The organism is candidate division WOR-3 bacterium (genome assembly GCA_039801085.1).
Lineage (GTDB): Bacteria > Hydrothermota > Tepidihabitantia > Tepidihabitantales > Tepidihabitantaceae > JAOABP01.
Genome location: JBDRTY010000003.1, coordinates 84,728 through 111,573 on the forward strand (window position 1 = coordinate 84,728; position 26,846 = coordinate 111,573).

18 protein-coding genes and 1 tRNA gene are annotated in these 26,846 nt (G+C 56.1%); 9 read left to right on the forward strand and 10 right to left on the reverse strand.

Annotated elements, in window-relative coordinates:
* Position 1: 1 nt before the first annotated feature.
* On the reverse strand, positions 2-874 hold the full coding sequence (locus tag ABIK48_07245; GenBank protein MEO0021949.1) for a glycine--tRNA ligase subunit alpha: 873 nt from the start codon (positions 872-874) through the stop codon (positions 2-4).
* 2 nt (positions 875-876) lie between these two features.
* Complete coding sequence (locus ABIK48_07250) at positions 877-1,422, reverse strand: HDIG domain-containing metalloprotein (protein MEO0021950.1); 546 nt, start codon at positions 1,420-1,422, stop codon at positions 877-879.
* Between the two features lie 110 nt (positions 1,423-1,532).
* On the opposite strand from ABIK48_07250, the gene ABIK48_07255 reads away from it, so the two are divergent.
* From ABIK48_07255 to ABIK48_07265, 3 genes are all read left to right on the forward strand, one after another.
* Positions 1,533-1,607, forward strand: a tRNA-Asp gene (locus ABIK48_07255).
* Positions 1,608-2,411 carry a hypothetical protein gene (locus tag ABIK48_07260; GenBank protein MEO0021951.1) on the forward strand — a complete coding sequence of 268 codons (804 nt, stop codon included), beginning with the start codon at positions 1,608-1,610 and terminating at the stop codon, positions 2,409-2,411.
* A complete protein-coding gene (locus ABIK48_07265) occupies positions 2,405-4,357 on the forward strand; it encodes a right-handed parallel beta-helix repeat-containing protein (GenBank protein ID MEO0021952.1) in 1,953 nt (650 codons plus the stop codon). The genes ABIK48_07260 and ABIK48_07265 overlap by 7 nt, the downstream gene beginning before the upstream one ends.
* Here the strand turns inward: ABIK48_07265 and ABIK48_07270 are convergent, their stop codons facing one another.
* The 8 genes from ABIK48_07270 to ABIK48_07305 form a co-directional block, all read right to left on the reverse strand.
* Entirely contained in the window at positions 4,358-5,644 is a 1,287-nt protein-coding gene (locus tag ABIK48_07270) for a PDZ domain-containing protein (protein MEO0021953.1), read from the reverse strand. It abuts the gene before it with no gap.
* 3 nt (positions 5,645-5,647) lie between these two features.
* Positions 5,648-6,682, reverse strand: a complete 1,035-nt coding sequence (locus tag ABIK48_07275) for a class I SAM-dependent methyltransferase (GenBank protein ID MEO0021954.1) — start codon at positions 6,680-6,682, stop codon at positions 5,648-5,650.
* A 54-nt stretch (positions 6,683-6,736) separates the two neighbouring features.
* Entirely contained in the window at positions 6,737-7,534 is a 798-nt protein-coding gene (locus tag ABIK48_07280) for a DUF4249 family protein (GenBank protein MEO0021955.1), read from the reverse strand.
* Positions 7,534-9,750, reverse strand: a complete 2,217-nt coding sequence (locus ABIK48_07285; protein ID MEO0021956.1) for a TonB-dependent receptor — start codon at positions 9,748-9,750, stop codon at positions 7,534-7,536. Before ABIK48_07285 ends, ABIK48_07280 begins: the two co-directional genes overlap by 1 nt.
* Positions 9,751-9,761: 11 nt before the next feature.
* Complete coding sequence (locus tag ABIK48_07290) at positions 9,762-10,331, reverse strand: flavodoxin family protein (protein ID MEO0021957.1); 570 nt, start codon at positions 10,329-10,331, stop codon at positions 9,762-9,764.
* Positions 10,332-10,374: 43 nt separating this feature from the next.
* Complete coding sequence (locus tag ABIK48_07295) at positions 10,375-10,938, reverse strand: nitroreductase family protein (GenBank protein ID MEO0021958.1); 564 nt, start codon at positions 10,936-10,938, stop codon at positions 10,375-10,377.
* A 147-nt stretch (positions 10,939-11,085) separates the two neighbouring features.
* Entirely contained in the window at positions 11,086-14,028 is a 2,943-nt protein-coding gene (locus ABIK48_07300; protein ID MEO0021959.1) for an Ig-like domain-containing protein, read from the reverse strand.
* A 208-nt stretch (positions 14,029-14,236) separates the two neighbouring features.
* Positions 14,237-15,127 carry a cation diffusion facilitator family transporter gene (locus tag ABIK48_07305; GenBank protein MEO0021960.1) on the reverse strand — a complete coding sequence of 297 codons (891 nt, stop codon included), beginning with the start codon at positions 15,125-15,127 and terminating at the stop codon, positions 14,237-14,239.
* A gap of 91 nt (positions 15,128-15,218) precedes the next feature.
* Here ABIK48_07305 and ABIK48_07310 point away from each other — a divergent pair, with 91 nt between their 5' ends.
* From ABIK48_07310 to ABIK48_07335, 6 genes are all read left to right on the forward strand, one after another.
* The gene (locus ABIK48_07310; protein MEO0021961.1) at positions 15,219-18,440 is read left to right on the forward strand and encodes a DUF4175 family protein; all 3,222 of its coding nucleotides are present in this window, start codon (positions 15,219-15,221) and stop codon (positions 18,438-18,440) included.
* Positions 18,437-20,104 carry a tetratricopeptide repeat protein gene (locus ABIK48_07315; GenBank protein MEO0021962.1) on the forward strand — a complete coding sequence of 556 codons (1,668 nt, stop codon included), beginning with the start codon at positions 18,437-18,439 and terminating at the stop codon, positions 20,102-20,104. Before ABIK48_07310 ends, ABIK48_07315 begins: the two co-directional genes overlap by 4 nt.
* 45 nt (positions 20,105-20,149) lie before the next feature.
* The gene (locus ABIK48_07320) at positions 20,150-21,418 is read left to right on the forward strand and encodes a PASTA domain-containing protein (protein ID MEO0021963.1); all 1,269 of its coding nucleotides are present in this window, start codon (positions 20,150-20,152) and stop codon (positions 21,416-21,418) included.
* Between the two features lie 6 nt (positions 21,419-21,424).
* The gene (locus ABIK48_07325) at positions 21,425-22,441 is read left to right on the forward strand and encodes a PEGA domain-containing protein (GenBank protein MEO0021964.1); all 1,017 of its coding nucleotides are present in this window, start codon (positions 21,425-21,427) and stop codon (positions 22,439-22,441) included.
* On the forward strand, positions 22,435-25,377 hold the full coding sequence (locus ABIK48_07330) for a YncE family protein (protein ID MEO0021965.1): 2,943 nt from the start codon (positions 22,435-22,437) through the stop codon (positions 25,375-25,377). Before ABIK48_07325 ends, ABIK48_07330 begins: the two co-directional genes overlap by 7 nt.
* 68 nt (positions 25,378-25,445) lie before the next feature.
* Positions 25,446-26,837, forward strand: a complete 1,392-nt coding sequence (locus ABIK48_07335) for an HD domain-containing protein (GenBank protein ID MEO0021966.1) — start codon at positions 25,446-25,448, stop codon at positions 26,835-26,837.
* The last annotated feature ends 9 nt before the right edge of the window (positions 26,838-26,846 follow it).

The following is a 26,846-nucleotide window of genomic DNA, read 5'->3' on the forward strand; positions in this document are numbered from 1 at the left end:
GCTATTTCCCCGGCTCGGGCTCAGCCTTGGCAAGATAGGCGAGCGCTGCCTGACGGGCGAGCCGGCGGACCCGGGCGATGTAGTTCTGGCGCTCGGTGACGCTGATCGCACCCCGGGCTTCAAGCATGTTGAAGAAGTGGGAGCACTTGATCACACAGTCATAGCCGGGATAGACCAGCCCCAGTTTCAGCAGCCGCTGTGCCTCCTGCTCATACCGGTCGAACAGATACCGGTGCAGCTCCACATCCGCCTCCTCAAAGTTGTAGCGGGAGAACTCCTCCTCATTCTGCCGGTAGACATCGCCCCAGGTCAGACTTTCGTTCCAGCGGACAGCAAAGATGGAGTTGACATTCTGGATGAACATCGCAATCCGCTCCAGCCCGTAGGTCAGCTCCACCGGGATCACCTTCAGGTCAATTGAACCGCACTGCTGGAAGTAGGTGAACTGGGTGATCTCAATTCCGTTCAGCTCTACCTGCCAGCCCAGACCCCAGGCACCGAGCGTCGGGGACTCCCAGTCATCCTCGGTGAAGCGGATGTCATTCTTCTTCAGGTCAATCCCGATCGCCACCAGGCTTTTCAGATAACGGTCCTGGACATCGGCGGGCGCCGGCTTCAAAATCACCTGCAGCTGCCAGAACTGCTGGACCCGGAGCGGATTCTGGGCATATCTGCCATCCCGGGGTCTTTTGGAGGGCTCGCAGTAGACCACATTCCAGGGTCTGGAGTCCAGGACCCGCAGGAAGGTTGCCGGATTGAAGGTGCCGGCACCGACCTCGGAGTTGTAGGGCGAAAGGACCGCACAGCCCTGCTCCGCCCAGTACTGCTGAAGTCTGAGGATCAGCTCCTGAAAGGTGAGCGGATTACCAGACATGATTACAGCCCGAGCTGACCGGCGATGCAGCGCATCGCCCCGAGACAGATGGTGACAAACTCCTCAAGGGACAGCCCCAGCTCGCTGCAGCGCTGGATCTGCTCCCGGTTCGCACCCGCAGCAAACCGCTTATCCTTGAACCGGCGCAGGACAAATTCGGTGTCCACATTCGCCAGTTTCTTGGTCGGGTGCATCAGCGCCGCCGCAACGATCAGACCGGTTACCGGATCGGTGGCAACGATCGCCTTATCCAGCAGTGAGACCGGCTCGACATTGCCCGAGTGCGCCTTGACCGCCTGCACCACCTCGGGATCAACATTGTGATTTGCCAGGAGCTGGGCGGCAACCATGCCGTGGCTTGCCGGGTCGTCCTTGGTCTGCTCATAATCCAGGTCATGGACCAGACCGGCAAGCCCCCATTTCTCCTCATCCTGACCCAGCCGGTGTGCCAGCGCCCGCAGACAGGCTTCGGTGGCGAGCATGTGCTTGATCAGGTTCTGATTCTTCACCGAACTGTTAATCAGATTCCAGGCTGTTTCCCGGTCCAAATTTGCCTCCAGTTTGCTTCAGTCAATTATATTGTGCGCCGGGCAGCAGTCAAACAAACCTTGTTAAACCTATTTGACAATCAGGGGTAAATTTATTATCATTAAACATCGGGCCCGTAGTGTAGCCTGGTTAACACGTCGCCCTGTCACGGCGAAGATCGCCAGTTCAAATCTGGTCGGGCCCGTTGCTGAAAATTTATCCCCTCCTCCTTGCCCTGACCGCAGTCTGGGCAACCGAACCCAAACCGGAATATCAGCTTGAACTCAAAGTGCAGCAGGTGTGCAATGCCCTGGTCAACGGTGACAGCCGGACCATCTACCGGCTGTTTGTGCCCGCATTCCGCCGGGAAATCCCGTTTGCCCGCTTTGACTCCGCGGTCCGGGTCTGGCATCAGAACCGGCGCATCAACCGGATCCAGCCGCAGGTGGTTGACACCCGGGGCCGGGGCGCCCATGTCTCCACCTATCTCCGCTTTGCCGGTGAGGAGGAAAACGACTATCTGTATCAGAACTGGCTCTTTTCCGACTCCGGCTGGCAGCTTGTCTGGATCTCCAACATCCTGAACCCGACCTTCCAGTTCGGCTCCCGGGACACACCGGCAATGCGCCAGCTGGCACTGGCCGCGCTTGAGCAGGCGCTCAGCTATGAGAGTCTGAAGCGGATCCGGGTTCAGCGCCTGAACCTGCCTGATACGCTCTACATCCTCCAGCCCCTCTTTCCTCCGGAATCACTCTCCTTCCTCCGCTCCCGGCCGGTTCGCTGGCTGAGCGCCGAGCTTGACCCCCGAACCCGTCTGCCCCGCACCATCCCCTACTTTCTCCAGCTGGGCCAGCTCCGGATCTTTGGCACGCTCGCACTGGCGGTGGTGGACTTCTATCCGGTTTCCCCTGCCGGCAGAGCCGCACTCCGGCGCTACCGCAGCCTGGAGTTCTATCTCCGGCAGGAGGCGGGAAACTGGGTTTTTGACTCCTTCGGCAAGATATGGTAAGGCGGGTCTGGCTCCTTGCTGCCGGACTGCTGCTTGCCGGCTGCCCGCAACCGGATATAACCCCGCCCCGGGTCCGGATTGTCTTTCCGCAGGAAGGCGACACGCTCGCCGGTGCTGATACCATTCTGGTCGTGGCAAACGACAACCAGCAGATCCGGCTGGTACAGCTGACCGTTGACGACTCGCTGGTCACTGCCGATTCACTGGGCAGAGACACCCTGTTTGAATTTGTGTTTGACGGCGGCAGTTATCCGGCAGGAACAGTGCACACGCTGCTGGCAATCGCCTACGACCGTGCCGGCAACTGCGACAGCTCTCCGCCGGTCGAGTTCCTCAGCTTCCCCCTGCCCGGCAGCTATCATTCCGGAACGATCACCCGAGATGAGCTGTGGCGGGCTGATGCCAGTCCCCATTATGTGCTGGGAACCTTGCGGGTTGAGGCACAGCTGACGATTGAGGCCGGCGCCGAAATCCGGCTCGGTCCTGGCGCCACGATTACGGTCGGCTCTTTCGCCCCGGCCGGACTGCGGGCAGAAGGCACCACTTCCCGGCCGGTCCGGTTCACCGCCAGCGACAGTCTGAATTGCTGGAACCGGATTGAGTTCAACCCTCATGCCGAAGCGGGCAGCTGTATTCTGAACAACTGCATATTTGAGTTTGGCGGCAGTAATGGCGCATTACTGGCAGTCAACAGCAGCCGGATCAGCATTGAAAACAGTGTCTTCCGCCGCAGTGCCGGCAACGGGCTCGTCGTTTCCGGAACCGGGTTCAGCAGCTTCCGGAATAATACGGTGACCGGCTGTGATGGCGCACCGCTGGTGCTCAGCCCGCAGGCAGCAGGCACGCTCGGCACCGGCAACCGTTTTACCGGTAACCGGCTGGACCGGATAACCATCACACCGGGCGCAATCGAACGCACCCTTAACCTGCCCAATCCGGATGTCCCGTATCTTGTTACCGGCACCATCACCATCGCCGGCGACTCGGCACCGGTGGTTTTCATCAGCCCGGGCTGCTCTCTGCTTTTCACCGATTCTGCCCGGCTTCGGATCGGCGTCGGCAGAGCTGGCGGTCTGGTGGCAGACGGCAGCAGCGGTGAAATCGTCTTTGCCGGAATTGACCGCAATTTCTGGGGAGGAATTGAGTTCTGGAACTGGAGCATAGCCGGGCAGTGCCAGTTCAAGGACTGCCGGATTGAAAATGCGGGTAGAAATGGTGTTGCCGCGCTGATCTGCTACGCACCGATCACCCTCCTCGGAACCGAACTGCTGGCGAGCGCCAGCGCCGGAATCTACCTTATCGGCACCGGATTTGAGCAGTTTGAGAACAATACCATCAGCAGCTGTGCCTCATTTCCAGTTCATATTGAAGCCCAGTTTGTCAGCACCATGGGTGCGGGCAACCGGCTGAACGGGAATGGCAGAAATTATATTGAGGTTGTCGGAGGTGTCATTACTCAGGATGCGGTCTGGCAGAATCACCAGACGCCATACCGGCTGACCGGCAGCGTTGATGTCGGCTCTCCGTTCGCACCGGCGCTGTTTCTCAATCCCGGCGTGGAACTGCAGTTTACCCGCAACTGCGGACTGCGGATTGGGGAACTGGGTCCGGGCAGGCTGATTGCCATCGGAATTCCGGATTCAATCCGGTTAACCGGTGATACAGCTACTCCCGGCTCCTGGCGGGCACTGGAGTTTGCTCCTCTGACCGGCTCAGGAACCACTATTGACCACTGTCAGCTGTTTTTCGGCGGGGGCGGCGGTGCAACTGCCGAAGTGGTGGTGCGGACCTCAAGTCCGACGATCAGAAATAACGAGATCGCCTGGTCCGGAAAATACTGCATTGCCCTGTTCAACAGTCCCCTTGACCCGGACCTGCTGCGCCAGCAGAACTGGCTTCATGACTGGGCAGAGGGCTACGACGATATCTATGATGAGGGACCCTGATCAGAGTTCGCCAATCAGCTCCTCATAAAGCCCGAGCAGGTCGTTTTCAATCTCCTGAATTTCAGCAATGACCCGGGCCGCCTTCTGCTGATTTGCCGGCGAATCCAGCCGGAGGTTTGCTGCCATCACCCCTTCCAGTTTACCGATGATCGCCCGGTTTCTTCCCAGAACCTCCTCAATCAGATCCGCCTGTTCGGGCAGAACCTGCTTCATCTCGCTGAGAAAACGGTTGGCGCTTTCCTTTTTTGCAATCAGACGCCAGACCAGACGGTAAAAGCAGTCATTACCGGCATCAATTCCCTCCGGCACAACAGGAAACTGCTCCAGCTGTTTCAGCACAATATCATACGCTTCCAGCCCGGAATGCCACCCGCGGTCACTGGAGCGCAGTCCGAGCTCCAGCGCCTGCTCAAGCACACTGGAAAGCATATCTGCCGGCTCCGGCGTTACCGGACCCCGGAAACTGGCCTCATAAACCGAGACAATCTCGCCGGTCAGTACCTGCTCGGTGCCATAGTCCAGAGTCCAGCCCAGAACTGTTGAGTCCGCCGGATTAATCCGGACCGGAATGCCCCAGAGGAGTGCTGGCTGATCCCCCCATTTTCCCAAAACAACCAGATCCCGGTTCTGAGCCAGCAGTTTCCGGACCACCAGTAATCCCGGATCCGGAGCAGCAGAATCTACCTCCTCACTTTCCCGGCTGTAACGGAGCCGGAGTGAAAGACCGGTAAACTGTTCAACGGTGTTAAGATAATTTTCTGCCAGACCGTCCGTTCCCCAGGAATAAGGGTTATTCTCCTCCAGCATCACGGCAAACGACTCCCCGGAAAGCGCTGCCAGCCAGTCATACATCCCGGGCTGGCCATAGTGCTGGATAATATCATCCAGCGCCTTTGCCATACTGGCACCATACATTCTTGACTTCGGCAGAAAACCGAGCGGTGTCCGCCGGGCTTCAAAGCTGAGCTCCTGGTCATCCCGGAGCACGGTCAGCCGGACCTTTTCACCAGAACCCGCGGTCACCGCCTCCCTTTCCAGATGAAAATACTCATTGACATCCTGAACCGGCTCATCATTGTAGCCAATGATCACATCCCCTGCCTTCAGCCCGACCGTCTGGGCTTCACTTCTAGCCGGTATTTTCCAGATCTCAGCCTTACCCAGCTCCGCATAGGTCGCACCTAACGGCTTGCCGGGTGGTGCTGTTTTGCAAGCTGAAAATGCCAGGCTGATCAAACCCAGCCCGGCTCCGGCATACCGGCGCCAGACCGCTGTCCTGATTCTCATTACCTACCCCCTTTCGGGTTTTACCGCCACCACCGGTTCATCAGCGGCTGACGGAGCGTTGATTTCGGCACTCACTACCGCCAGCCCCTGACAGACCGCCTGCAGCTGAACCGGCGACAGCCCCTGTTCGGCAATCTGCGGCTGGAAGCGCCGCGCAAGTGTGCCGGCAGAATAGACAATCCGGACATCGGTAAAACCGACCTCCTCTACTGTGTCGCGCATCGTCTCGCTCGTAAAATGCTCAATCTCGTACCAGGTCCCGCCCTTGATTCCGCTCCGGTTGCGCGTCAGAAATTCCAGGCCGAGCTCAGGGACCTGCGCCGGCACCGGACCGAGCCGGTCAATCAGCTCCTGCAGACGCCGGAACTCCTCCTTCATTTCCGGGGTCGGCGTAAACTCAATCAGATAGTTCCGCTCCCAGGGAGGACGGTGATGCCGCAGGACATAATGATAGCCGAGCGAGATATCGGTTTCGGTAAGAAAAACCCGTTCCGTTGTCCCTTTCTCAGTATTGTTACCAGCCTCGAAGTAAATTTTGAGTCTGCCGCCAGGCTTGAGCACCCGGTAAATCTCACGCAGCACCTGATAGGGTTCCGGTGTCTGCTCCACGACATTTACCGCAACCACCCCGTCAAAGGTATTGTCTTCGAAACCAAGCTCGGTAGCTGACATCTGCTTCAGGGTAACATTCTTCAGTCCCATACGCCGGGCATTTTCGGTGGCGACTGCGATCCGGCGCGTGGAAGCATCTATACCGGTGACCTGAGGCAGGTGAGTTGCCAGCCGCAGCACGGGCCAGCCATCACCGCACCCGACATCCAGCACCCGCTCACACCCCTGAAAATAGAGCGCCAGCTCCCGGACGACCGCCTCCTCGCGGAAATCCTCCTCCCGGTTCAGATCCTGAGGCACATCAATTACCGGCATCCGTTCCCGGATCCGCACCAGCCGTTCATAGGTCTGGTCAACACTGTTGGAAAGAACCGGATTCACCTCGGCCAGAATCCAGTTTTCAATCTCACTGTATGTTTTTGGCATAGCAGGTTATCATAACTGCAGATTTGGGCAAAGTCAAGAGGAAAAACCGGAATTTCAGCGTCCGGTCCGCAAGGACGCACCGGTATCCGGCAGAACCCAGACCGGTACCAGCCGTTCAACCGCCGACCCGTAAACCCCGAGACCGCCACTCAACCGGCCGGGTTTAAGCGGATTCATTCCGGCTGCCCCGGACACCCAGTCGTAGTAATTGGTGTCCAGCGCCCAGACCCGCAGGGTGCACAATGCCGGCGGGGAATCAGGTGGCGGTGCAACCAGCATCAGAAACAGCATATCCGGAATTCGAACAAAAAGTGAATCATAACTGACATCAAAGGAGTCATTGGGAATCAGGGCATCAATATAGAATGTATCCTGCGCCGCAATCTGCCGGAAGGAGAGATAATACCCCTTACTGCCCCGGCTCCGGCTCCAGACCATCGAGTCCCGGACCGTAACCGTATCACCCGCCCGGGGAAAAACAATTTCAAACCCGGCCGGCACGATCGTCCTGCCCCGCACCGTGTCAAATCCGGGTTTTGCCACCTCAAGGAACCAGGTGTCCTGCTCTGCGACCGGCACCGGACCCCGCGTCTGATAGGAGTCGCCGGCAACATATTCAAAATTCATCGTATCCTCACGACTGAATATCCGCACCTGCGCACCGGTGAATTCAGGGTTGTAACTCTCCTCCAGCCGGTAGGAGCGATTGACAAGGACCCGGACAACACCATTACCGCTCTGCAGCCGGGCATGCACAACCAGTTGCGGTGTAAACGGCTGCTCCGGTGTCAGCTCACAGGCGACAAACCCGGCAATCAGCGCGGCCAGGAGAACAGTTATGGTCCGGTTCATCAGAATTTCATCCTGATACCCAGTGTCGGCAGGGTTGGTAGCATACTGACCTGATGGCGCACCGGTCTGCCATCTGCAGCGGTGTCCCAGTAATATAGCAGAACATTCCGGGCATTATAAAGATTGATGATATCCAGAAATACCGAAGCCTCAAACCTGCCCAGCCTGCCGGTCCGGCTCAGACTGAGATCCAGCCGGTGATATGCCGGATACCGGAAGGCATCCCGGTCACTGTAAATCAGCTCCAGCTGTCTTTCTGCCGGACCCCCGGGCCGCTCAATCGTCCGGTAATAAAAACCGGCAATCCCGGCATAGGGCAGGCCGGTGCCCAGTGTCCAGCGCAGACTGAGATCATACCCCAAAAGAACTGCCGGAAAGTTAAGCACCAGGTTCAGACTGTGCCGGCGGTCATAATGAGGATAATAGGTTTCACCGTCCGCCTCCCTCCTGGTCCACATCCAGGAATAGGCGAGCCAGCCATTGACCCGGCCCGCGGTTTTCTTGACCAGCAGTTCTGCACCGAGTGAATAACCACGGGCATCAAGCAGTGAGTCCGGCGGGGTGAACACCTCACCGTAGCGTGCCTCCAGCAGATGCCGGTAATCCTTGTAATACGCCTCAACCTGCAGTGTCAGATCATCCCTGAGCCAGTGTTCGACCCCGGTGATGTAATGCCAGGCAGCAGGGAGCTTGCGGTTCGCCCGCACCGGCACCCAGACATCATAGATGGAAAAAATCGCCTCAGTGGAATTGAGCGTCACCAGCGGCTGGGTGTATCTGCCCAGCGCCGTATTCCAGGCGGTATTTTTACCCAGAAACAGTTTTGTCCCCAGGCGGGGTTCGGGCTCAAACCGTTTACCCTTGGAATACCAGGCAAACCGCAGTCCGGGCCGGACCATCAGCCGTTTGGAAATCAGCTCCCACTGATCTTCAAGATAAACTGCCAGAGGCACCAGCGTATCCCGGGGAGCGAAACGGATCGTATCAAACTGCACCTTGAGCCCGACACTGTTCTTCTGCAGATCAGCACCAAAACCCAGGGTATGCCGGTCATGGAGGTAACCGGTGAAGTCGGCTTTCAACTGGTAGGTTGTAAGATCACCCTTCATTTTCACATCACCCGCATCCTGAAACTTGACCGAGAAATCCGAAAAGAAACTGCTCCAGGCAGCCAGCAAATCACCGTAAATCACCGGCGTCCAGATGCTGGTCAGCCTCAGCGCCACACCACGGTTGCCCCAGGTGAGCCGGGACTTGAACGCATCGGGCTGAGCCGGATCCCAGAAGGAAAGCACATCCTCGGCACCCAGCCCGGCAAGGCTCAGCCGGTGATCCGGATTCAGATGATAATTAACCTTCCCCATCAGATCATAAAAATAATAATTCAGTCCGGGCACACCAAAAGCCTTGAGGAGCAGATCCGGCAGATAGGTCCGCCTGCCGGCAAAAAGAAATGAGCCCTGAGGGATCGGACCTTCAACTATCCCTTTTGCCGCAATCATTGAAACCGACCCCTCACCACTGTAGGAACGGGAGTTTCCTTCCCGGGTGGTTACATCAAGCACCGAACTTAACCGGGAGCCGTATTTCGCCGGAAATCCGCCCGCCAGCAGTTGCACATCACTCACCGCCTCCGGCACAAACGGCGAAAAAACCCCAAAAAGGTGGGACGGATTGTAGACGGTAATTCCGTCCAGCAGAATCAGATTCTGATCTGGTGACCCGCCGCGGATGTAGAGTTTGTTCGAAAAATCGGAGACGGTGATCACACCCGGCAGGAGTTGAACACTCCGGATGATATCCACTTCCCCGCCCAGCTTCGGCAGGAGGACCAGCTGCCGGGTGTCCAGTCGCTGAGTTGAAACCACCGCCTCCCGCTCAAACCGTGCCCGGGCGGCAGTTACCTTGACCTCACCCAGTTTTACCGGCTCCGGTATCAGCTCCGCATTCACCGTGCTCACCTGTCCCTCCCGGACCGAAACCGGCTGGCGCAGCGTCTGAAACCCGATATAGGAAATTATCAGCTGATAAGAACCAGGATCGACTCCACCCAGATAGTAATATCCACTTGCATTGGTTACCGTACCCAGCCCGGTCCCCTGCAGCTCCACATTGGCATAGGCAAGCGGTTCGCCCGTCTTGGCATCCCGGACCACACCATTGACCGCGCCGGGGTGCACTGTTTCCAGTGCCAGGAGAAGAACCGTCAGCAGCAACGCCGGTACCTTCAGCCGATTATCTGACTGCGCAGGTCCCGGCCAAAGCGCCGGGCAGACTCAATAACCTCCTGCCGTCTTTTCAACACCCCCGGTTCGGAACAGCTGGGAACCACCAGCTGCCCTAAATAGTTCGCCTTGCCGAATTCAGCCAGCCGTCGGAACATCTCAACCGCCAGATCCGCACCGTCATAGTGATCCCCGCCCGCGGTCAGAATCAGCGCCCAGTTTGAACTCTTGAGCAGACTCTCCCCATTGAGCAGAGCAAAACAGCGATCCACCACCGCCTTGAGCTGACTCGTTACTCCCCAGCAGAAGATCGGACTCGTCCAGATCACCAGGTCGGCATCGACGATCAGATCATAAAGCTCCAGCATGTCATCATCCTGCTGACAGCCGGCACTCCTCTTCTCCGCCCGGCAACCGAAGCACTCCTGGCAGCCGGCGATATTCAGCTCGCACACCCGCACCCGCCGGACCTCCACCCCTTTTTTACCCAGTCCTTCCAGCACCCAGTCGGTCACGAGTGCCGTATTTCCCCGGCGCGGACTGCCCTCCAGGACCAGCACCCTTTTTTTCATATCACCCATTGCGTCCCCTCTTTTCGCATTTTTTGATATTCCGTCACTCTGGCGCCCGGTTGAAAAAGGCGATCTCCTCGAGCCGTTTGCGCCGCGGGATACGCTCCTGATTTTCATCTGCCGGATACCCGACCGCAAACAGCGCCACCGCCCGATAACCCCGTCTCAGCCCCAGGTGACGCAACAACGCCCGGGAGTCAAACCAGCCGATCCAGCAGGTCCCGAGCCCCTGCTCGGCGCAGGCAAGGACAAAATGCTCTCCCGCAATACCGGCATCAATCAGCTGAAACTGATTGCCGGCGATACCGCCTGCCACCCGGTTGACAATAACATTCTCCCGGATCAGCAGCGCCACCAGCACCGGTGCCCGGGCAAAACGGCTGGAGGCGGCAAAGACACCCTTGAACACCGCATCGGCCAGCGCCTGCTTCTTTTCCGGCTCATCAAATACGACAAACCGCCAGGGCTGAAAATTGTCCGCTGAAGGTGCGAGCCGTGCCGCCTCCAGTGCCAGAAACAGTTTCTCCCGCTCCACCGGTCGGTCCGCAAACCGGCGCACCGACCGCCGCTTACGGCACAGCTCAAGAAACGGTGAATCACTGCTCATAGCTATTTAAGATTATCCCTATCCGTTATCAGGTCAAGCAAGATAAGCGGAGGGGTGACTTCACCTGCCTAAACCGGTCTCCTTCCCTTGTCACCTTTGCAGCTCAACTAACGCATAAACTGATCCTCGGCACCTGAGGGCAGTTTTTCAATGCCGTCCGGCACCGCCCCGGATCTCAAACACCGGGCTTAAACCGTAGGCATTGATATTCTGGGCATTGGCAATTCTGATCCGGCAATTGGAGCTTGATACATTGGGCACGCTCCAGCGATAATAACCGTAATTCCCGGTGCTGGCAGCGATCTGATTCCAGGTGGCACCACCGTCGGTTGAATAATCAATCCGGGCAGTGGAAAAGTCACCGGTCCAGTCCCAGGTGATGTAATAACTCCGTCCTGCATACCAGATATCTCCATTGAAAGGCGAAGTAACCCTTATCGTCTGAGGTGCAATGGTAAATTTCCCACTCACACCGAAGTTGTCGGTACCGGCAACACCTACCCGGACCTGGCAGTCACTCCCCGTAATAGCATCTGACAAAGACCATAGATAATAGCCGTCATTTTGGGTCGCGGAAGTAATTGGATTCCAGGAGGAACCATTATCGGTTGAATAATCAATCCGGGCAGTGGAAAAGTCACCGGTCCAGTCCCAGGTGATGTAATAGTCCTTGCCGCTCTGCCAGCTATCATTTGCCCTGGGTGCGGTAACTGTGATTGTCTGACGGCTGATGGTAAAGGTTTCGCTTTCGTCATAGATCGTGGGATTGGCTGTGCTGGTAATCTTTATCTTGCAGTTACTGCTGGAGAAATCGCCGTTAATCGACCAGAGATAATAACCGCCGCTGGTGCTGGAAGTAATGGGATTCCACGAAGCTCCCCCATCGGTGGAGTAGTCAATACGCACCGTTCCGGAAAACGTTCCAGTCCAGGTGACATAATAATCCCGTCCCAGTATCCAGTTGTCGTTGGAGGCTGGTGATGTGACCTGTATCGTATCAGAAACCTGGGCAGTGGTAATAGTAAAGTCATTATCGCTGATATCGTATGCAGCCGGGTCCTGAGAACTTACAACCTTGATCCGGCAGTTTGCTGAATTCACATTCGGCACTGTCCAGTTATACGAACCGTCATTGGTTGCCCCGGTTACAATATTGGTCCAAGTTGTGCCCCCGTCAGTCGAGTAGGCAATGGTTACCGTGCTGGCATTACCAGTCCAGTCCCAGTGAATTGGAAAATGCTTGCCGCTCCGGTATGTTTCGCCACCGTTAGGCCTTGTAATCCTGAACACCGGCCGGGCAATTGTGAAGTTGGCATTGCTCTCATCATTGAGAGCCGCGTCACTCTGATTCCTTACCCGGATTAGAGCAGTAGCAGCGGGTGTATTGTCAACATGCCAGGCGTAAGCGCCGTCATTGGTCGTGGATGTGATGACCGGAGTCCAGGAGCTCCCGTTATCAGTCGAATAGTCAATACTTACATCGGCGAAGTTCCCGGTCCAGTTCCAGAAGACCGGATAGTATTCGCCGACATAGTAATTTTCCCCGCCGTTGGGCATGACCACCGAAATGGTGTCACGGGCAATGGTAAAGTTCGCATCACTGATATCGTAGATGTTTAAATTTGTCGGATGGCTTACCCGGACCCGACAACTGGAAAATGTTGAACTCGTGTAGGGGACACGCCAGTGATAACAGCCGTCGTTTTCAGTGTTGGAAACAATCGTTGTCCAGGAGGATCCGCCATCGGTAGAATATTCAATCTTTACCGTGGGAAAACCTCCATACCAGTTCCAGTGGATAGGGTAATCTTCATCCGCAAGGTAAGTCTCGCCACCATTAGGTCGCTTAATCACTATTCCCTCGGTGATATTGATGGAGTTCGGACTTGACCAGCCTGATGTCGCACCTTGAATATCCCGTGCCTGAGCCCGGACCGAGAATGTTCCGGTAGCAGTATAAGTATGCGTATCCTGAACTGTGCCGCCACTGGCAACATAAGGGCTCCAGTCTGATGTATCTCCATCGCCCCAAGCAAACCGGATTGAGATATTCTGTCCTTCAGGGTCGGTAGCGGTTGCGGAAAATGTCTGGACAAGAGTAACATAACCGCTCGCCGGACCGGTCAGGATCGGAGTATTGGGCGGATTATTGGCACCGCCGGTGTAAATCAAAATCTGATGCGGGGCAGACCACGGCGATCTCAGACCATGGATATCCCTTGCCTGAGCAGTGATATTGTAGGAACCGGTACCGGAATAAACGTGCGCCATTGTTATTGGCGATCCGCTTGACACATAACTGCTCCAGTTCGAGGTATCGCCGTCGCCCCAAGCAAATCTGATTGAAACCGGTTCATTATCGGGATCGGTTGAGCTTGCGTCAAAATTATAGGAAACATCGGGGTTGCCACTTGCCGGTCCGTTGACCGTCGGCGCATAAGGCGCCTGACTTGAACCTGCGGTAACGGTAATTTGATGCGCCCCGGACCACCCCGATATCGCACCATTCACATCCTTTGCCTGGGCAGTGACACTGAAAGTTCCGGTCGATAAATAAGAATGGGTCATGGCGATCGTATCCCCGCTGACCTGATAAGAACTCCAGGCAGAGGTATCGCCATCACCCCAGGAAAATCTTACCGCTACACCCTGTCCTCCTGGATCAGCAGCACGGGTATAAAACTCATAAGTATACTGAGAACCCCGGTAACCACTTGCCGGACCCCAAGGAGTAGCGGGAGTCTCGGGCGGATTAAGCACAACTACTGTGATCACTGCCGATGTCCCCTGATTGTTTGCCCGGTCAAATGCCTTGGCATAAATATTGTGCTGGGAGTTATCCTGTAATGCCGCTGTATTCCAATCGTGCGAATAGGGGGAAGATGGGTCGGTTCCGACAAGAATATTATCAACATAAAATTCCACTTTTGCCACTCCCTTATTATCTGTTGCCTCAGCTGTAATTGCGACTGTTCCACTGACAGTATCACCACTCACCGGCTGGATCAGGGAAACTTCCGGAGGCTCTTTATCCCCACAGCCAATAAAAAAAATTAACGCAGCCATGCCGGCAGCCAGCAACCTTTTCATTAAACCTCCTTTTTGTTATAAAATCTCAAACTGTGCAGCCAGCTATAATCCTCATTTTAATCGCTTAATTTCAAAGTCAAGATAAGAATTTAACTTGTAAAATCAGAAAAAACCCAGACAAGTGATCACCCGCCGGCGTTAAAAATGGCTGATTGAATTGTTCAACGGTAAATGCCGGATATTCTGAAGGTAGCAGTGTCGGAGCTTTTCAATCCTCTTTTCCCTCCTCCGGCTCAATATGAACAACAATATTGGTTACATCCGGATTGGTGCGCCGGATTTCCTGTTCCACCTGACTGGCAATTTCGTGTCCCTGCTGGACGGAAATTGAAGGATCCACCTGAATGTGCACATCCATTTCTATCCTGTTGCCCGCACCGGCATGCCGGGCACGGAAGGCGTGAAAACCCCGGACCCCGGGAATCGCCCGAATCGTATTCTTCATCTGCTGCTGAGTATCAGATCCTGGTGCCTGATCGCAGAGCCGGTACCAGGCATCACGAACGATCCTGACCCCGATGAAGATCAGAAATGATGCCAGCAGGACCGCAGTCAGGTGGTCAAGAAATGACCAGCGCTCACCCCCGATCAGCGCCCCGGCAATACCTGCAGCGGCAGCAATGGAAGAAAAGGCATCGGAACGGTGGTGCCAGGCATTGGCGATGATCGCCGGGTTGTTGAATTTCCTGCCGACCGCCCGCGTCCACCAGTAGAGCAGTTCCTTGGTAACAATGGAACTGATCGCCATATAAAACGGCAACCAGTTACGCACCCCCCCGTGCCGCTGGCTGATAGTGTAAATCGCCTCTCCAGCGATAAACAGGGCGGCACCGCAAAGCAGCACCCCGACCAGCAGCGCGGTCACCGCCTCATAACGGAAATGACCATAGTGGTGATCCTCATCTGGCGGCATCTTCGCTGCCCGGATACCCCACAGCACCATGATATCACTTGCCAGATCCGAAAAACTGTGCAACCCGTCAGCAATAATCGCACTGGAGCGGGCAATAATACCCGCCAGGATCTTGCCACCGCTCAGGAGGATGTTCAGCACCATGCCGGCGATCGTGACCCGGCGCTCAATCTGCAGCTGGTCCATACGGTATTTTAACCCGGATATCGGAAACTGGCAAGGATTGACCTTTTGTGACAATTGCCTTTTGCCGAAGCGGGGTTATTATTTATTACTGATGAAATCAGAACCGATTCGACGCATCGCCCGCATCCGCAACCGCACAATTTTCGTCACCACCGCCGCCCTGCTGGGCGTTGCAACCGGAACAGCAGCCATACTGCTCATCCTGATCAGCGGGCTCTTCCTTTCCGCCTGGCTGCTGATGCTGATTTTGTTCCCGGTTCTGTTTCTTGGCTGGCGCTGGCTGCGCCGGGCTGACATCCGGAGTATCGGTTATCAGCTGGAGCAGCACTTCCCGGAATTAAGGAACCGGCTGGTTGCCGCAATTGAGCTTGCCCGTTATCAGCCCGGAGCCGAAAACTACTCGCTCGAACTCCGGGATGCAGCGGTTGAACAGATCCGGGTGCAGACAGCACATCTCAACCTGGAATCGGTCGTACCCGTTTACCGGTGGAAATGGTCGGCAATCTTTGCCCTCGCGGGCGTGAGCCTGTTTGTTTTCTACATTTTCACATTCTCTGCCCCGGCACGGTTCGGTCTCATCAATGCCTTCGCGCCGGCTGGAAACCGCATCCGGCTGCAGGTGACTCCGGGGGACACAACCGTAACTCCTAATACTGCGATAACGATTGGCTGTGCGGTTGAACCTGCCGGTATCTTCCGGACCATCACGCTGGAACTGATGCAGCCGGACGCACCGGTCCAGCGTCTGCACCTGAAACTGGTCTCGGACCGGTGCACACTGCCGGTTACTGTCAGAAGCAGAATCAATTACCGGTTCCGGCTGCTGGGAAAAACTTGCGGATGGTATACAATCCGGACCCCGGAACCGGTAGTGCTGAAAAATGTCATCTTTACCGGTTATCCGCCCGAATATACCGGACTGCCACCGGTCCGGCTCACCGGTCCCGAACTCACCCTGCTTGCCGGCACCCAAGTGGAACTGACCGGGATTGCAAGTGCCCCGATCCGCCGGGCACGGCTCCTCATTGGTGCTGAAACCCTGCCGGTGCTAATGAACCCTGCTGAACCACAGCAAATCTGTGCCCGCTTCACCGTCCTCGAGGACGCCGCCGGTATTCTTGAACTTGCCACCATGTCAGAACCATTTCAACCCGCCCTGCAGTTTCATATCCGGAAACTCAGTGACGAACCACCGCTGGTCAACATCTTTCTCCCGGGGAGAGATATCGACCTGCCGCTGAAGATGCAGGTGCCGCTGGGCATCAATTCTCTTGACGATTTCGGACTCACTGCCATCTGGCTTCATTACGGCAAGGACACGCTCAACCGGAAACTACTGCTCAAACGACCTCAGGGCGCACGTGAGGATACCGTCTTATATCTTTGGGATCTGTCGGGTATCAGTCTGCTGCCCGGTGAGGTCCTGCACTACTATGTCCGGGCGGTTGACAATGACCTGGTCTCCGGTCCCAAGTCCGGCACCAGCGCCATCTTCACCATCCGCTTTCCGACCATGACCGAAATCTATTCCCAGGCGGTGGAACAGACTTCAGCGACGATTAATGAACTTGAACCGCTCCAGACCGAACAGGCAAAACTCGGCGCCGAACTGACGCGCCTGACCGAAGATCTGAAAAGACGCCGGGAACTCTCCTGGGAGGAAAAGAAACAGCTGGACCGAATCGCCCGGGAACAGAATGCACTCCTGTCAGAAATTGACCGGCTGCAGGAGGAAATCGCCCGCACCAGCACCGATCTTTTGGAAGGGATGAGCTGGGACCCGGAAACGCTCGAACGGCTGACCCAGCTGCAGGAACTCCTCTCCCGGCTGATCCCGGAAAATCTGCAGCAGGCACTGCGCGAACTCAGCCGGAAACTCCAGCAGGAACCCGGCTCTCTGCGCCCGGTGCTCGAGCAGTTGCAGTCCGAACAGCAACGCCTGAAAACCGGAATTGAACGGGCCCTTGAACTGCTCAGGCGGATGACGGAGGAAATTAAACTGGAGGCACTGGCGCGTCAGGCAGAAGAGCTTGCCCGCCGGCAGGATCAACTCACCCGTAATTTACCGGCTCAGCCCGCGGAATCGCTGGGCCGGAACCAGGAGCAGATCAGTGCCGGCATTGACAGCATGATTAACGGCCTTGAGGAACTGAGCCGGAATTTCTCCGAGCCGGCGGTTGCCGAATCGCTTCATCGGCTGAATGAACAGCTGGCACAGAAAAATCTTTCTGGGCTTGCCCGCAGTCTTGCCCGCCAGCTGAATGCCGGCGCGAAAGCGGACGCGGCGAAAAAGAGCGAACAGCTGAACCGGAGTCTGAAGGAACTGGCAGAGGAATTGAACCGGCTGAGCTCCAGTTTGAAAAAATCAAGGTCCGAGGCGATTACCCGTCAAATTTTCACCTACACCACCGGCCTTCTGACCATCTCCGCGGAGCAGGAACGGCTGGAACAGGCACTTCAGCACGGCATATCACCGAACGAAATTGCGCCGGCAGAACAGGCACTGCTGGAAGCGGTGAAAATAGCTGCGGAGAGCATCGCCGGTCTGACGGGCCAAACTCTGAGTGTTCCCCCCACGGTCAGCCAGGAACTGGCACGGGCACTCAACAGCATGCGCACCGCGGGCGAGCAGGCAGCGGGCGGCACGAGTTACGGTCTGGCAGCTTCGATGCGGCAGGCACGGCAGAGCCTGAACCGGGCAATCGCCCAGCTGCTTCAGGCAGGAAGCGCCGCCCGGCAGGGTGGAGGTTTGGCAGGCGGACTGCAGAACCTGCTGGAACAGCTTTCCCGGATGACCGCCGAACAGTTGGCAATCAATGCGGGAATGTCCGGGCTGCCGATACCGATCCCGGCAGCCGGACTCTCCCCTCAGCAACAGGAACAGCTGATGCAACTTCTTTCCCGGCAGCAGGCGCTGCGCCAGCAGCTCGAGGATCTGCTCGGGTCGCTGGGCGGAGAAAAACCCGGGTTGACCGGAATGCTGGAAGGTCTGGTTGAAGAGATGAAGGGAATCGAACGTTCGCTGGCGGAACTGCAGGTGGACCGCAGACTGATTGAGCGGCAGCAGGGCATAGTCACCAGACTGCTTGATGTCCAGCGCAGCCTGCGACAGCAGGGATTCAGAGAGGAACGGGAGGCACAACGTGCTCAGCCTTATCAGCCAGCAGATGCTGCCCGCCTGCCTGAAGACCTGGGTGAACGGAACCGGCGTCTGCGGCAAGAGCTCCTCCGGGCACTGAAGCAGGGCTTTCCGGCAGAATATGAACCGCTGATCCGCTCCTATTTTGAAATGCTGCTTCAGGAGGCTCCATGAGTACAATTGTCCGAATTCTGTTCCTTTTGCCAATATCATTAAGTGCGGTTGCTGCCCAGGAGCTTTTTCAAGCCCAGCAGCTGGAACAGGCAGGCCAGATCGAAACTGCCTTTAAGCTTTATCTTCAGGCACTGGAGAAAAACCCGGAACAGGGACCGGCAATTGCCGGGCTGGTCCGCACCGGCGTCAGCCTGAAGAAATTTGATACCCTGCTGGTTGTGCTCGAAAGACTGAAACCGGTTGCCCGCAATCAGCCGGATATTGAACTGGGGATTATCGAAGCCCTGTTCGGACTCCGGCGCCGCTCTGAAGCCATCAGCCGGCTCGAACGGCTTCTGAGTTCGGCGCCCGACCGGGTGATGGCTGCAGCTGATCTCTTAATTCGCGTTCACGAATACGCACTTGCCACCCGCTATCTTGAACCACAGGTAACAAACCGGTTCAATCCCCAGCTTACCGACCGGTTGCTCACCCTCTACGAACAAATGGGCAGGTTCAATGCTGCTGCCACTCTGATTGTTCAGCTTGTCAATACCGACACCAGCCTGCAGTCGGACGTTACACGGTATATTCTCCAAAACCTTGATCGACTGCGCATCTGGGGCAGAAAAGCCGGGCGTCAGAATCTGCTGGCAGAGCTGGACAAAATCCGTAACCCGTTGCTGCGCGTGCGTGCCCGGACACAGCTACTTCTGGGTGCCGACCGAGAAAACGATGCCGCCCGGGAACTGCTGAACGCACATCAGGCCGGGATTCTAAGCGGAACCGAACTGCATCAGCTGGCCCGCGAATGGGAACAGGCTGGCCAGTATCAGGCGGCACTCATTATCTACCAGCAGCTCGGCAGGCTGGCAGATGCCGCCCGTACGCTCCGGTTTCAGGGCAAGACGGAAACTGCGCTCAAACTGCTCCAGTCGGACACGACCCCGGACGGGCTGTTTGAATATGCCGAACTGCTGCGTCAGGAAAAAAACGACTTCAGGACTGCCGCCGCAGTTTACCGTCGCCTGCTCCGCCTGCGTCCGAATGACCGGAACGCCCGGCTCGGTCTGGTGGCTGCGTTCATCGGCAGCGGTCAGCTGGACAGCGCCCTTAATTTTCTTGACCAGCTTAATCCGCCTGATGATCAAATCCTTTTTCTGCGAACTAAAATTCTGCTCTATCAGGAGAAGTTCGATTCACTCGCACCCGCAATCGCAGAGTTCAGCCGGCGGTATGGCGACAGCCCGCTCTTCAACGATTTGCTGGAACTGAACATTCTGACCCTGAGCAGTTCCCGAAGGGAGCTGGCAGCGATCATGTTCACCCTTGAGACCGGTAACTACCAGGAGGCATACCGGCAGGCAGCCCGGCTCCGGTCAGGAGATGAACTTACAGCCCAGCAGGCGCTGATCATCACCAGCAAAATTTTTTCCCGCCAGCACCAGTATCAATCCGCAATTGCAGTGCTTGATACGCTGATAAAAACCTTTCCCCGGGGGGAGTTGGCACCGGCGGCACTGTTCCGGCAGCTGGAGATTTGTCAGACCGGACTTAATGATACTGACCGGGCGCAGCGTATCGCCGAACAGCTGATTCAGGAATACCCGACTTCACTATACGCCCCGCTTGCCCGCCAGCGGCTCAAACGCGAATCATCTACTCCGTCGGGCACACTGCACTGAAACGCTAACTGTTGACGCCGCCTGATGTTATGATATGATTGAACCATGGCGCGAGCGCTGACACTGGCGGATCTGCTTGCCCAGCGTCGGGTTCTGCCGCCCGGAGAACTGATTCCGCTGTTCAGTTCGGTACTGGAGGATCTGGAGAAGGCGCACAGCCAGGGGCATCTCCATGGAGATATCAAACCGAAAAAAATCGTCCAGGTGGAGGAACGCGTATGGCGGCTGATTGACTACGGGGTATCAAAAATTGGCACCGCCCGCTACATTTCCCCGGAAAAGGCACAGAAACAGCCGATTGATGCCCGTGCTGATCTCTATTCTCTCGGCGTCGTGCTTTATGAGGCTGCTACCGGCAGGCCGCCGTTTGACGCCGAACTGGGCGCAGAACTGATTCAGGCTCATATCAGTCAGCCTCCCCCCCCACCCAGCACAGTAAAACCGGATCTGCCAGCGGATCTGGAGAAAATCATTCTCCGCGCTCTGGAAAAAGACCCTGCGCGCCGGTTCCAGTCAGCCCGTGAATTTCGAAACGCACTCAACGCTTTGACGCCCAGAGAGACTGAACGTCCGGCACCTCCGCCCCCTGCGTCGGCTCCAGAAACCGCTGGTCCGGTTAAAACCAGATTAGCACCTCAGCGCCCAGCTGCTTCACAGCCCGAGCGCACTGCACCACCCCGAACGATGGCGCCACCGCGTCCGGCGCCGGCAGCAGCCCAAACACAACCCGTACATCCTGCCCATAAAGAAAAAGGCAGAATCCCTGTGCTCATCATCTCTCTTCTCCTCGTGATTGCCGCTGGTGCAGCACTTTTCTTTGTTTTAAGTAGCGGCGGAAAGATTTCTGTTCCCGAGGTTATCGGTCAGACCGAGTCGGACGCCCGCGAAAACATCGAGTCAGCCGGTTTACGCTTCGCACTGGGACCGGACAAGGATGGACCCCTGCCAATCGGTCTTGTTGCCGAGCAGAACCCCAAGCCCGGTTCCAGAGTACGAAAGGGCACAGTGGTCCAAATCCGACTGAGTACCGGCATGATTGAAATCCCCTCAGTCACCGGACTGAACCGTGCTGAAGCTGAGAAACTGTTGCGTGCCACCGGGCTGGATAGTATAATTATCGCAAGTGAGTACAGCGATGAAGTTGAAATCGGCCGGGTTATCGGCGTGGAACCGAAATCAGGCGCAAAGGTCCGGGCAAAGACACCTGTCCGCCTCAGAATTGCCGCCGGCAGAGCCACCTGTCCGCAGTGTGGTGCACGCCGCGAGCCCGGTGCTCAATTCTGCACCCGCTGCGGCTACCGTTTCCCGGAGTAGGAGATCATGAGAAAAGTTGTGAAAGTACTGCTCTGCATCCTGCTGGTGATTACTGTCGCGTGGGCTGAGAAAATCTGCCCGAACTGCGGGACCGCCAACCGGGATGATGCCCGTTTCTGTAAAAAATGCGGTGCCCGTCTGCCCGAACCGGAAAGCCGTCCATCCCTTCCCCGGCTCCGGGTTACTGCTTCGGTTGAAGGCAATTCTGTAATCATCACTTCCGAACCATCTGGTGCCACAGTCCGGATCGACGATGTTGAACGAGGAAAAACACCACTCACCATAACTGAACTCGCTCCCGGCAGGCATGAACTGGAAGTACGGCTTGCCGGTTATCAGACTTATTATTCCAGTTTCAACATTACTGCACGGCTGGCGACGCTCGTGGTTACCTCGGATCCAATCGGTGCCGACATTTACCTCGATGGTGCTTACAAAGGAAAAACTACCGAAACCGGCTTGACCATTTCCCGCGTCCCCTTCGGCTCCCACTCCATCTCTGCCCGGCTCACCGGCTATCAGGAAGCAACAAAACTGGTGGAAGTCCGGGAGCCCGGACCCATCGGCATCCTGATCAAACTTGGCACCAGCCGGGGATTTCTCAGCGTTACCACCCGACCGGCAGGAGCTGATGTCATTGCCAATGGCAGAAAACTGGGCACTGCACCGCTTGTAACCGCACTCGCACCGGACCGGTATGCCCTCACTCTTTCCAAACCCGGCTACGAAGACTGGCTCGGGTATGTCAACATCGGCTATGGCGAAACAACAGCGGTCAATCAGACGCTCTCCCGACTCCCTCAGCGCCAGCTGCCCATACTTTTGACCGGAATTGTGCTTACTGCCGGCGGTGCCCTATCGGCGCTGATGGGAGAGAAAAGCTACGCCGCATATCAGCAGGCAACAACCACACAGGAGGCGATCCGGCTCCATCAGGAAACCGAACGCTGGGATATGCTTCGCAACATCGGGTTTGGTGCCGGTGCCGGCTGTATCGGACTTTACTTTGTAATCCGATGGTAAAAAAATACTTTTGGTTCTTAAAATTCAGCCTGCTTTTAGCCCTTTCCCTGCTCGTCTGCCGGAAGTGGACTAATCCCTATGATCCGGCTGCCAACCGTCCCCCGTCTCCGCCTCGACTGCTGTTTCCCGACAGCGCTGCCCGGGATATTGATACCAATGTGGTTCTGCGCTGGACCTGTACTGATCCGGACAGCGTGGACACTCTTAAATATCTCCTTTATCTGGGTATCAGCCCGCCCCCCCCACTTTTCGATTCCGGTATCAGCGACACCTTCTACCATCCCCTGAACCTCAATGTCCTCGCGACCTACTACTGGCGTGTCGTTGCCCGCGACCGGTTCGGCGAAACCGCTTCCAGTCCGGTCTGGCGTTTTGCAACTGCAAAAGCAAATAATTTCCCGTTTATTCCCTCAAATCCGACACCTGATTCCGGTGCAGTCGGACAGTTCGTCCGTCTCACATTATCCTGGTCCGGTGGTGACCCGGATCCTGGGGATACGGTATTTTATGACATTTATTTGGGAACAACTACTCCGCCCCCTCTGCTGATCCAGAATCACAATCAGACCAGTTACACCCCACACCGGCTGAAATACGATTCCACCTATTACTGGCGGATTGTCGCCCGCGACCAGCGCGGCGCCACTGTCAGCGGGCCGATCTGGCAATTCCGCACCTTCCCGCCAATTGTTGTAATTCAGCCTAATGATACCACCCGTTGGCGTGTTACCTCCCAGCAGACTATCCGCTGGACAGGCGGACCGACGGTTACGGACAGCAAGAGATCGGGAAAAACTGCACACCGGCTGAATACTTTGAACACATCAGGTGCTGACTCTACGATTATCTACTACTCCACCAATGGCGGCACAACTTGGTTGCGACATGGTCGGGCAACTCAGTCCGGCAGTTATACCTGGACTGTACCCAGTCCGCCCAGCACTAACGCCCGCGTTCAAGTGCGGATGTTTATCTCTGGTGACACCTCCCTTGGGAATTCACCCCGCTATGAAGTATACGACCGGAACAAACCCTCGCCCATTACCGTAACCTCTCCTGATTCGACTGCGGAATGGCGCATCGGCAACAGTTATGACATCATCTGGACTGGCGGCACTCTTTTAGGCATGGACTCAACGGTCCTTTCCTATTCCACCAATAATGGAACAACCTGGCAGCGGATCGGTGCTACTACCCGGCCTAGCAGCTACCGCTGGACTGTGCCAGGACCTGCCACCCAGCAGGCAAAAATCAGGATACGGGCATTCTGCCTTGACTCATCTACTACTGGCTACAGCGCAACTTTCAAAATTGTTGAAGGGCTGCCGCCGATTACCATCACTCAGCCAAACTCCGCCACCCGCTGGCGTGAAGGCTCAGCCCAGTCCATCCTCTGGACTGGTGGTCCGTCAACTCCCGATTCAGTTGTGGTCTTCTACTCCACCAACGATGGCGGTACCTGGGTAAGGCACGGCCGGGCAACCACTCCTAGTAGTTACAGCTGGAATGTACCAGGTCCTGCTACTGATCTCGCCCGGGTAACGGTCCGGGCCCATGTTGCCGGCGAATCGACTGTTGCAATCAGTGCCCGTTATGTTATCTATGATTCCCTGCCGCCATCACCGATCACTGTTACCTCACCAGCCGCCGGCGCGCGCTGGATCGTAGGCACAACGCACGAAATTACCTGGACTGGTGGCACTTTTGCCGGTATGGAATCAACTGTAATTTATTACTCCACCGATGGTGGAACAAGCTGGAACCGCCAGGGTGTAACAACTCAGGCAGGCAGTTACACTTGGACCGTACCCAGTCCGCCCACTGCAAATGCCCAGATTGCAGTCCGTGCCTGGTGTGGAAACCATATGACCGAGGGTCGGAGCGGTATATTCACGGTCACAGGTGCAGGGGGAACACCGGATACAGTCCTTGCGACAATCACCGTTGGTGCAAAGCCCCGCGCACTGCTCTGGGACAGTCTGCACAACAAAATCTTCGTTGCAAATTACAACGATTCCAGCGTTACTATCATTGATGGCAGCACGAATCAGATACAGACCACGATCCGGGTCGGCGGATTCCCTTACGCCCTGTGCCTTAACACATTAAACGGCCGGGTTTATGTTGCCAATCAGATCAGCGGCACTGTGACAGTAATTGACGGTGCCAGCAATCAGGTTCAGACTACGGTCAGCGTCGGAAGTTATCCGCAGGCAATGTGTTTCAATTCGCACGATAACCGCCTATATGTCAGCAACTACCGCTCGGCAACCGTAACTGTAATTGACGGTAATACCAGCGAAGTTATCACGACAGTGCCGGTGGATTCAAATCCGATCGCCTTGGTTTACAACCCGGCGCACAACAAAATTTACTGCGCCAATTTTGCCCGTAATAATGTTACGGTAATTGACGGCACTACTAACAGTGTACTCGGGACCGTACCGGTTGATTACCAACCTTGCGCACTGGTGGTCGACAGTAGAAACAACGTAGCTGTTGCCAATCGCTATTTCGGAAAAGTAACCATTATCAATGGCGAAAATCAGTCCGTCATTACCACTCTGGATGTCGGCAGTGAACCCTACGCCCTTGCTTTCAATGCCACCGACAACCGGCTTTACTGTGCCAACTCCGGAACCAATAATGTCTCGGTCATCAATGTCAGCAACTATTCACTCATGACTAACATCTCAGTCGGCGTTCATCCCCGCACACTTGGCTGGGCAGGCTGGGTTGACAAACTGTTTGCCGTCAATTACGATGGTACCAGTGTCTCACTGATCGATGGTGCCACTAATGCTGTTCAGAAAACAATCGCCGTCGGCAGCAATCCGATCGCCATCTGCATCAACTCCTGGGACAGCAAGGTGTATATTGCCAATTACAACTCTAATACCGTAACCATTATCGGACCTCGCAGCGCCAGCCATTAATCCCGGTCCCATTATCACAGGCAGTATATAAACCTTGACCATTATTTTAGCCATTGTTATTCTCAAATATGACATCTGAAATCCACGCCCGGCTGCAGAGCCTGGGGCGAACGTATGACCGGCTGATCGAACTGCAGGGAGACCGGCAGCTTTATCTTGTTGGTGGTGCGCTCCGGGACATCTTGCTTGATCGTCCACCTCAGGATTTTGACTTTGCAGTCGCCGGCTCGGCAATTGAATTTGCTCATCAGTTTGCCTCCAGAATCCGGGGCAAACTTGTGATTCTTTCTGAAGAAGACGATGAGGCACGAGTTGTGTACCGCAGAAAAATTACCTTTGATTTCAACGGGCTGGGCAAGGAATCGATCGAGAGCGACCTTTTGCGCCGTGACTTTACCATCAATGCCTTGGCACTGAAACTACCGGCAGGGGAATACATTATTGACCCGTACGGTGGACAGGTGGACATAAAAAGGAAACTCATCCGTCCGGTAACGGATAGCTCCCTGGCTCGCGACCCGCTCCGGCTGCTGCGTGCATTCCGGCTGGCCCTGGAACTGGGGTTTACAATTGATCCAGCGGTCGAACACCAGGGAGCGACAGTCTCTCTTGCCCGGACTGCACCGGAACGCATTGGCATGGAGTTTATGAGAATCCTTAACACTCCGGGTGCCACAGACTGCATAAAAAGACTGATCGCGCTTGGAAGATTGGCGGAGATAATACCCGAAATTTCAGCTTTGCTTGAAGAACCGGACCTGCGGGAACATACCCTGCGTACCTTTATTAAAATTGAGGAAGTGCTTAGCACACCCGGCTTCTTCTCCAGATTCCAGCCAGAATGGAACAGTTATCTGACTCAGGACCCCCCGCGCGCGCCGTTACTGAAACTTGCCGGCCTGCTCCACGACATCGCCAAACCGCATACCCGATTTGTCAACGAATCCGGAGAAACCCACTTTTACGGCCACGACAACCTCGGTGCCCGGCTGGCAGTAAAAATTGGCTATGAACGACTCCGCCTCTCGCGCCTGCAGGTTCGCATCCTGCGGACCCTGGTGAAGGAACATATGCGTCTCCATCTCCTCGCCACTGCACCTGAACTCTCTGACCGGGCAATCCGGCGTTTTTTCCGGGACCTGGGTTCCGAAGCGTTGGGACTGATGATCCTATGTTACGCTGACGGCTGGGCAACTGCCGGCAGAACGATCCATCTGGAAGACACCATCACTCGGATGCTCAATCAGCAGCGAATGGAAAATGCCAGACGCCGCATCAAGAGACTTGTTACTGGCGACGATCTGATCGCTCTGGGAATGAAACCAGGACCGGTATTCAAGGTAATCCTTCAGGAACTGGAAGACCTGCAGGTTGAGGGGAAAATCACCACCAAGGAAGAAGGTATTGAATATCTAAAAAGCTACTTAAAAACCCGGCGCAATGACCATCTTCTTGCCTGATATATGCTG

Excerpts from the sequence above, each read along its gene's own strand:
- ABIK48_07245 (MEO0021949.1), bottom strand. The coding sequence starts at position 874 with ATGTCTGGTAATCCGCTCACCTTTCAGGAGCTGATCCTCAGACTTCAG.
- ABIK48_07265 (MEO0021952.1), top strand. The coding sequence starts at position 2,405 with ATGGTAAGGCGGGTCTGGCTCCTTGCTGCCGGACTGCTGCTTGCCGGC.
- ABIK48_07270 (MEO0021953.1), bottom strand. The coding sequence starts at position 5,644 with ATGAGAATCAGGACAGCGGTCTGGCGCCGGTATGCCGGAGCCGGGCTG.
- ABIK48_07275 (MEO0021954.1), bottom strand. The coding sequence starts at position 6,682 with ATGCCAAAAACATACAGTGAGATTGAAAACTGGATTCTGGCCGAGGTG.
- ABIK48_07280 (MEO0021955.1), bottom strand. The coding sequence starts at position 7,534 with ATGAACCGGACCATAACTGTTCTCCTGGCCGCGCTGATTGCCGGGTTT.
- ABIK48_07290 (MEO0021957.1), bottom strand. The coding sequence starts at position 10,331 with ATGAAAAAAAGGGTGCTGGTCCTGGAGGGCAGTCCGCGCCGGGGAAAT.
- ABIK48_07295 (MEO0021958.1), bottom strand. The coding sequence starts at position 10,938 with ATGAGCAGTGATTCACCGTTTCTTGAGCTGTGCCGTAAGCGGCGGTCG.
- ABIK48_07300 (MEO0021959.1), bottom strand. The coding sequence starts at position 14,028 with ATGAAAAGGTTGCTGGCTGCCGGCATGGCTGCGTTAATTTTTTTTATT.
- ABIK48_07305 (MEO0021960.1), bottom strand. The coding sequence starts at position 15,127 with ATGGACCAGCTGCAGATTGAGCGCCGGGTCACGATCGCCGGCATGGTG.
- ABIK48_07310 (MEO0021961.1), top strand. The coding sequence starts at position 15,219 with ATGAAATCAGAACCGATTCGACGCATCGCCCGCATCCGCAACCGCACA.
- ABIK48_07315 (MEO0021962.1), top strand. The coding sequence starts at position 18,437 with ATGAGTACAATTGTCCGAATTCTGTTCCTTTTGCCAATATCATTAAGT.
- ABIK48_07320 (MEO0021963.1), top strand. The coding sequence starts at position 20,150 with ATGGCGCGAGCGCTGACACTGGCGGATCTGCTTGCCCAGCGTCGGGTT.
- ABIK48_07325 (MEO0021964.1), top strand. The coding sequence starts at position 21,425 with ATGAGAAAAGTTGTGAAAGTACTGCTCTGCATCCTGCTGGTGATTACT.
- ABIK48_07330 (MEO0021965.1), top strand. The coding sequence starts at position 22,435 with ATGGTAAAAAAATACTTTTGGTTCTTAAAATTCAGCCTGCTTTTAGCC.
- ABIK48_07335 (MEO0021966.1), top strand. The coding sequence starts at position 25,446 with ATGACATCTGAAATCCACGCCCGGCTGCAGAGCCTGGGGCGAACGTAT.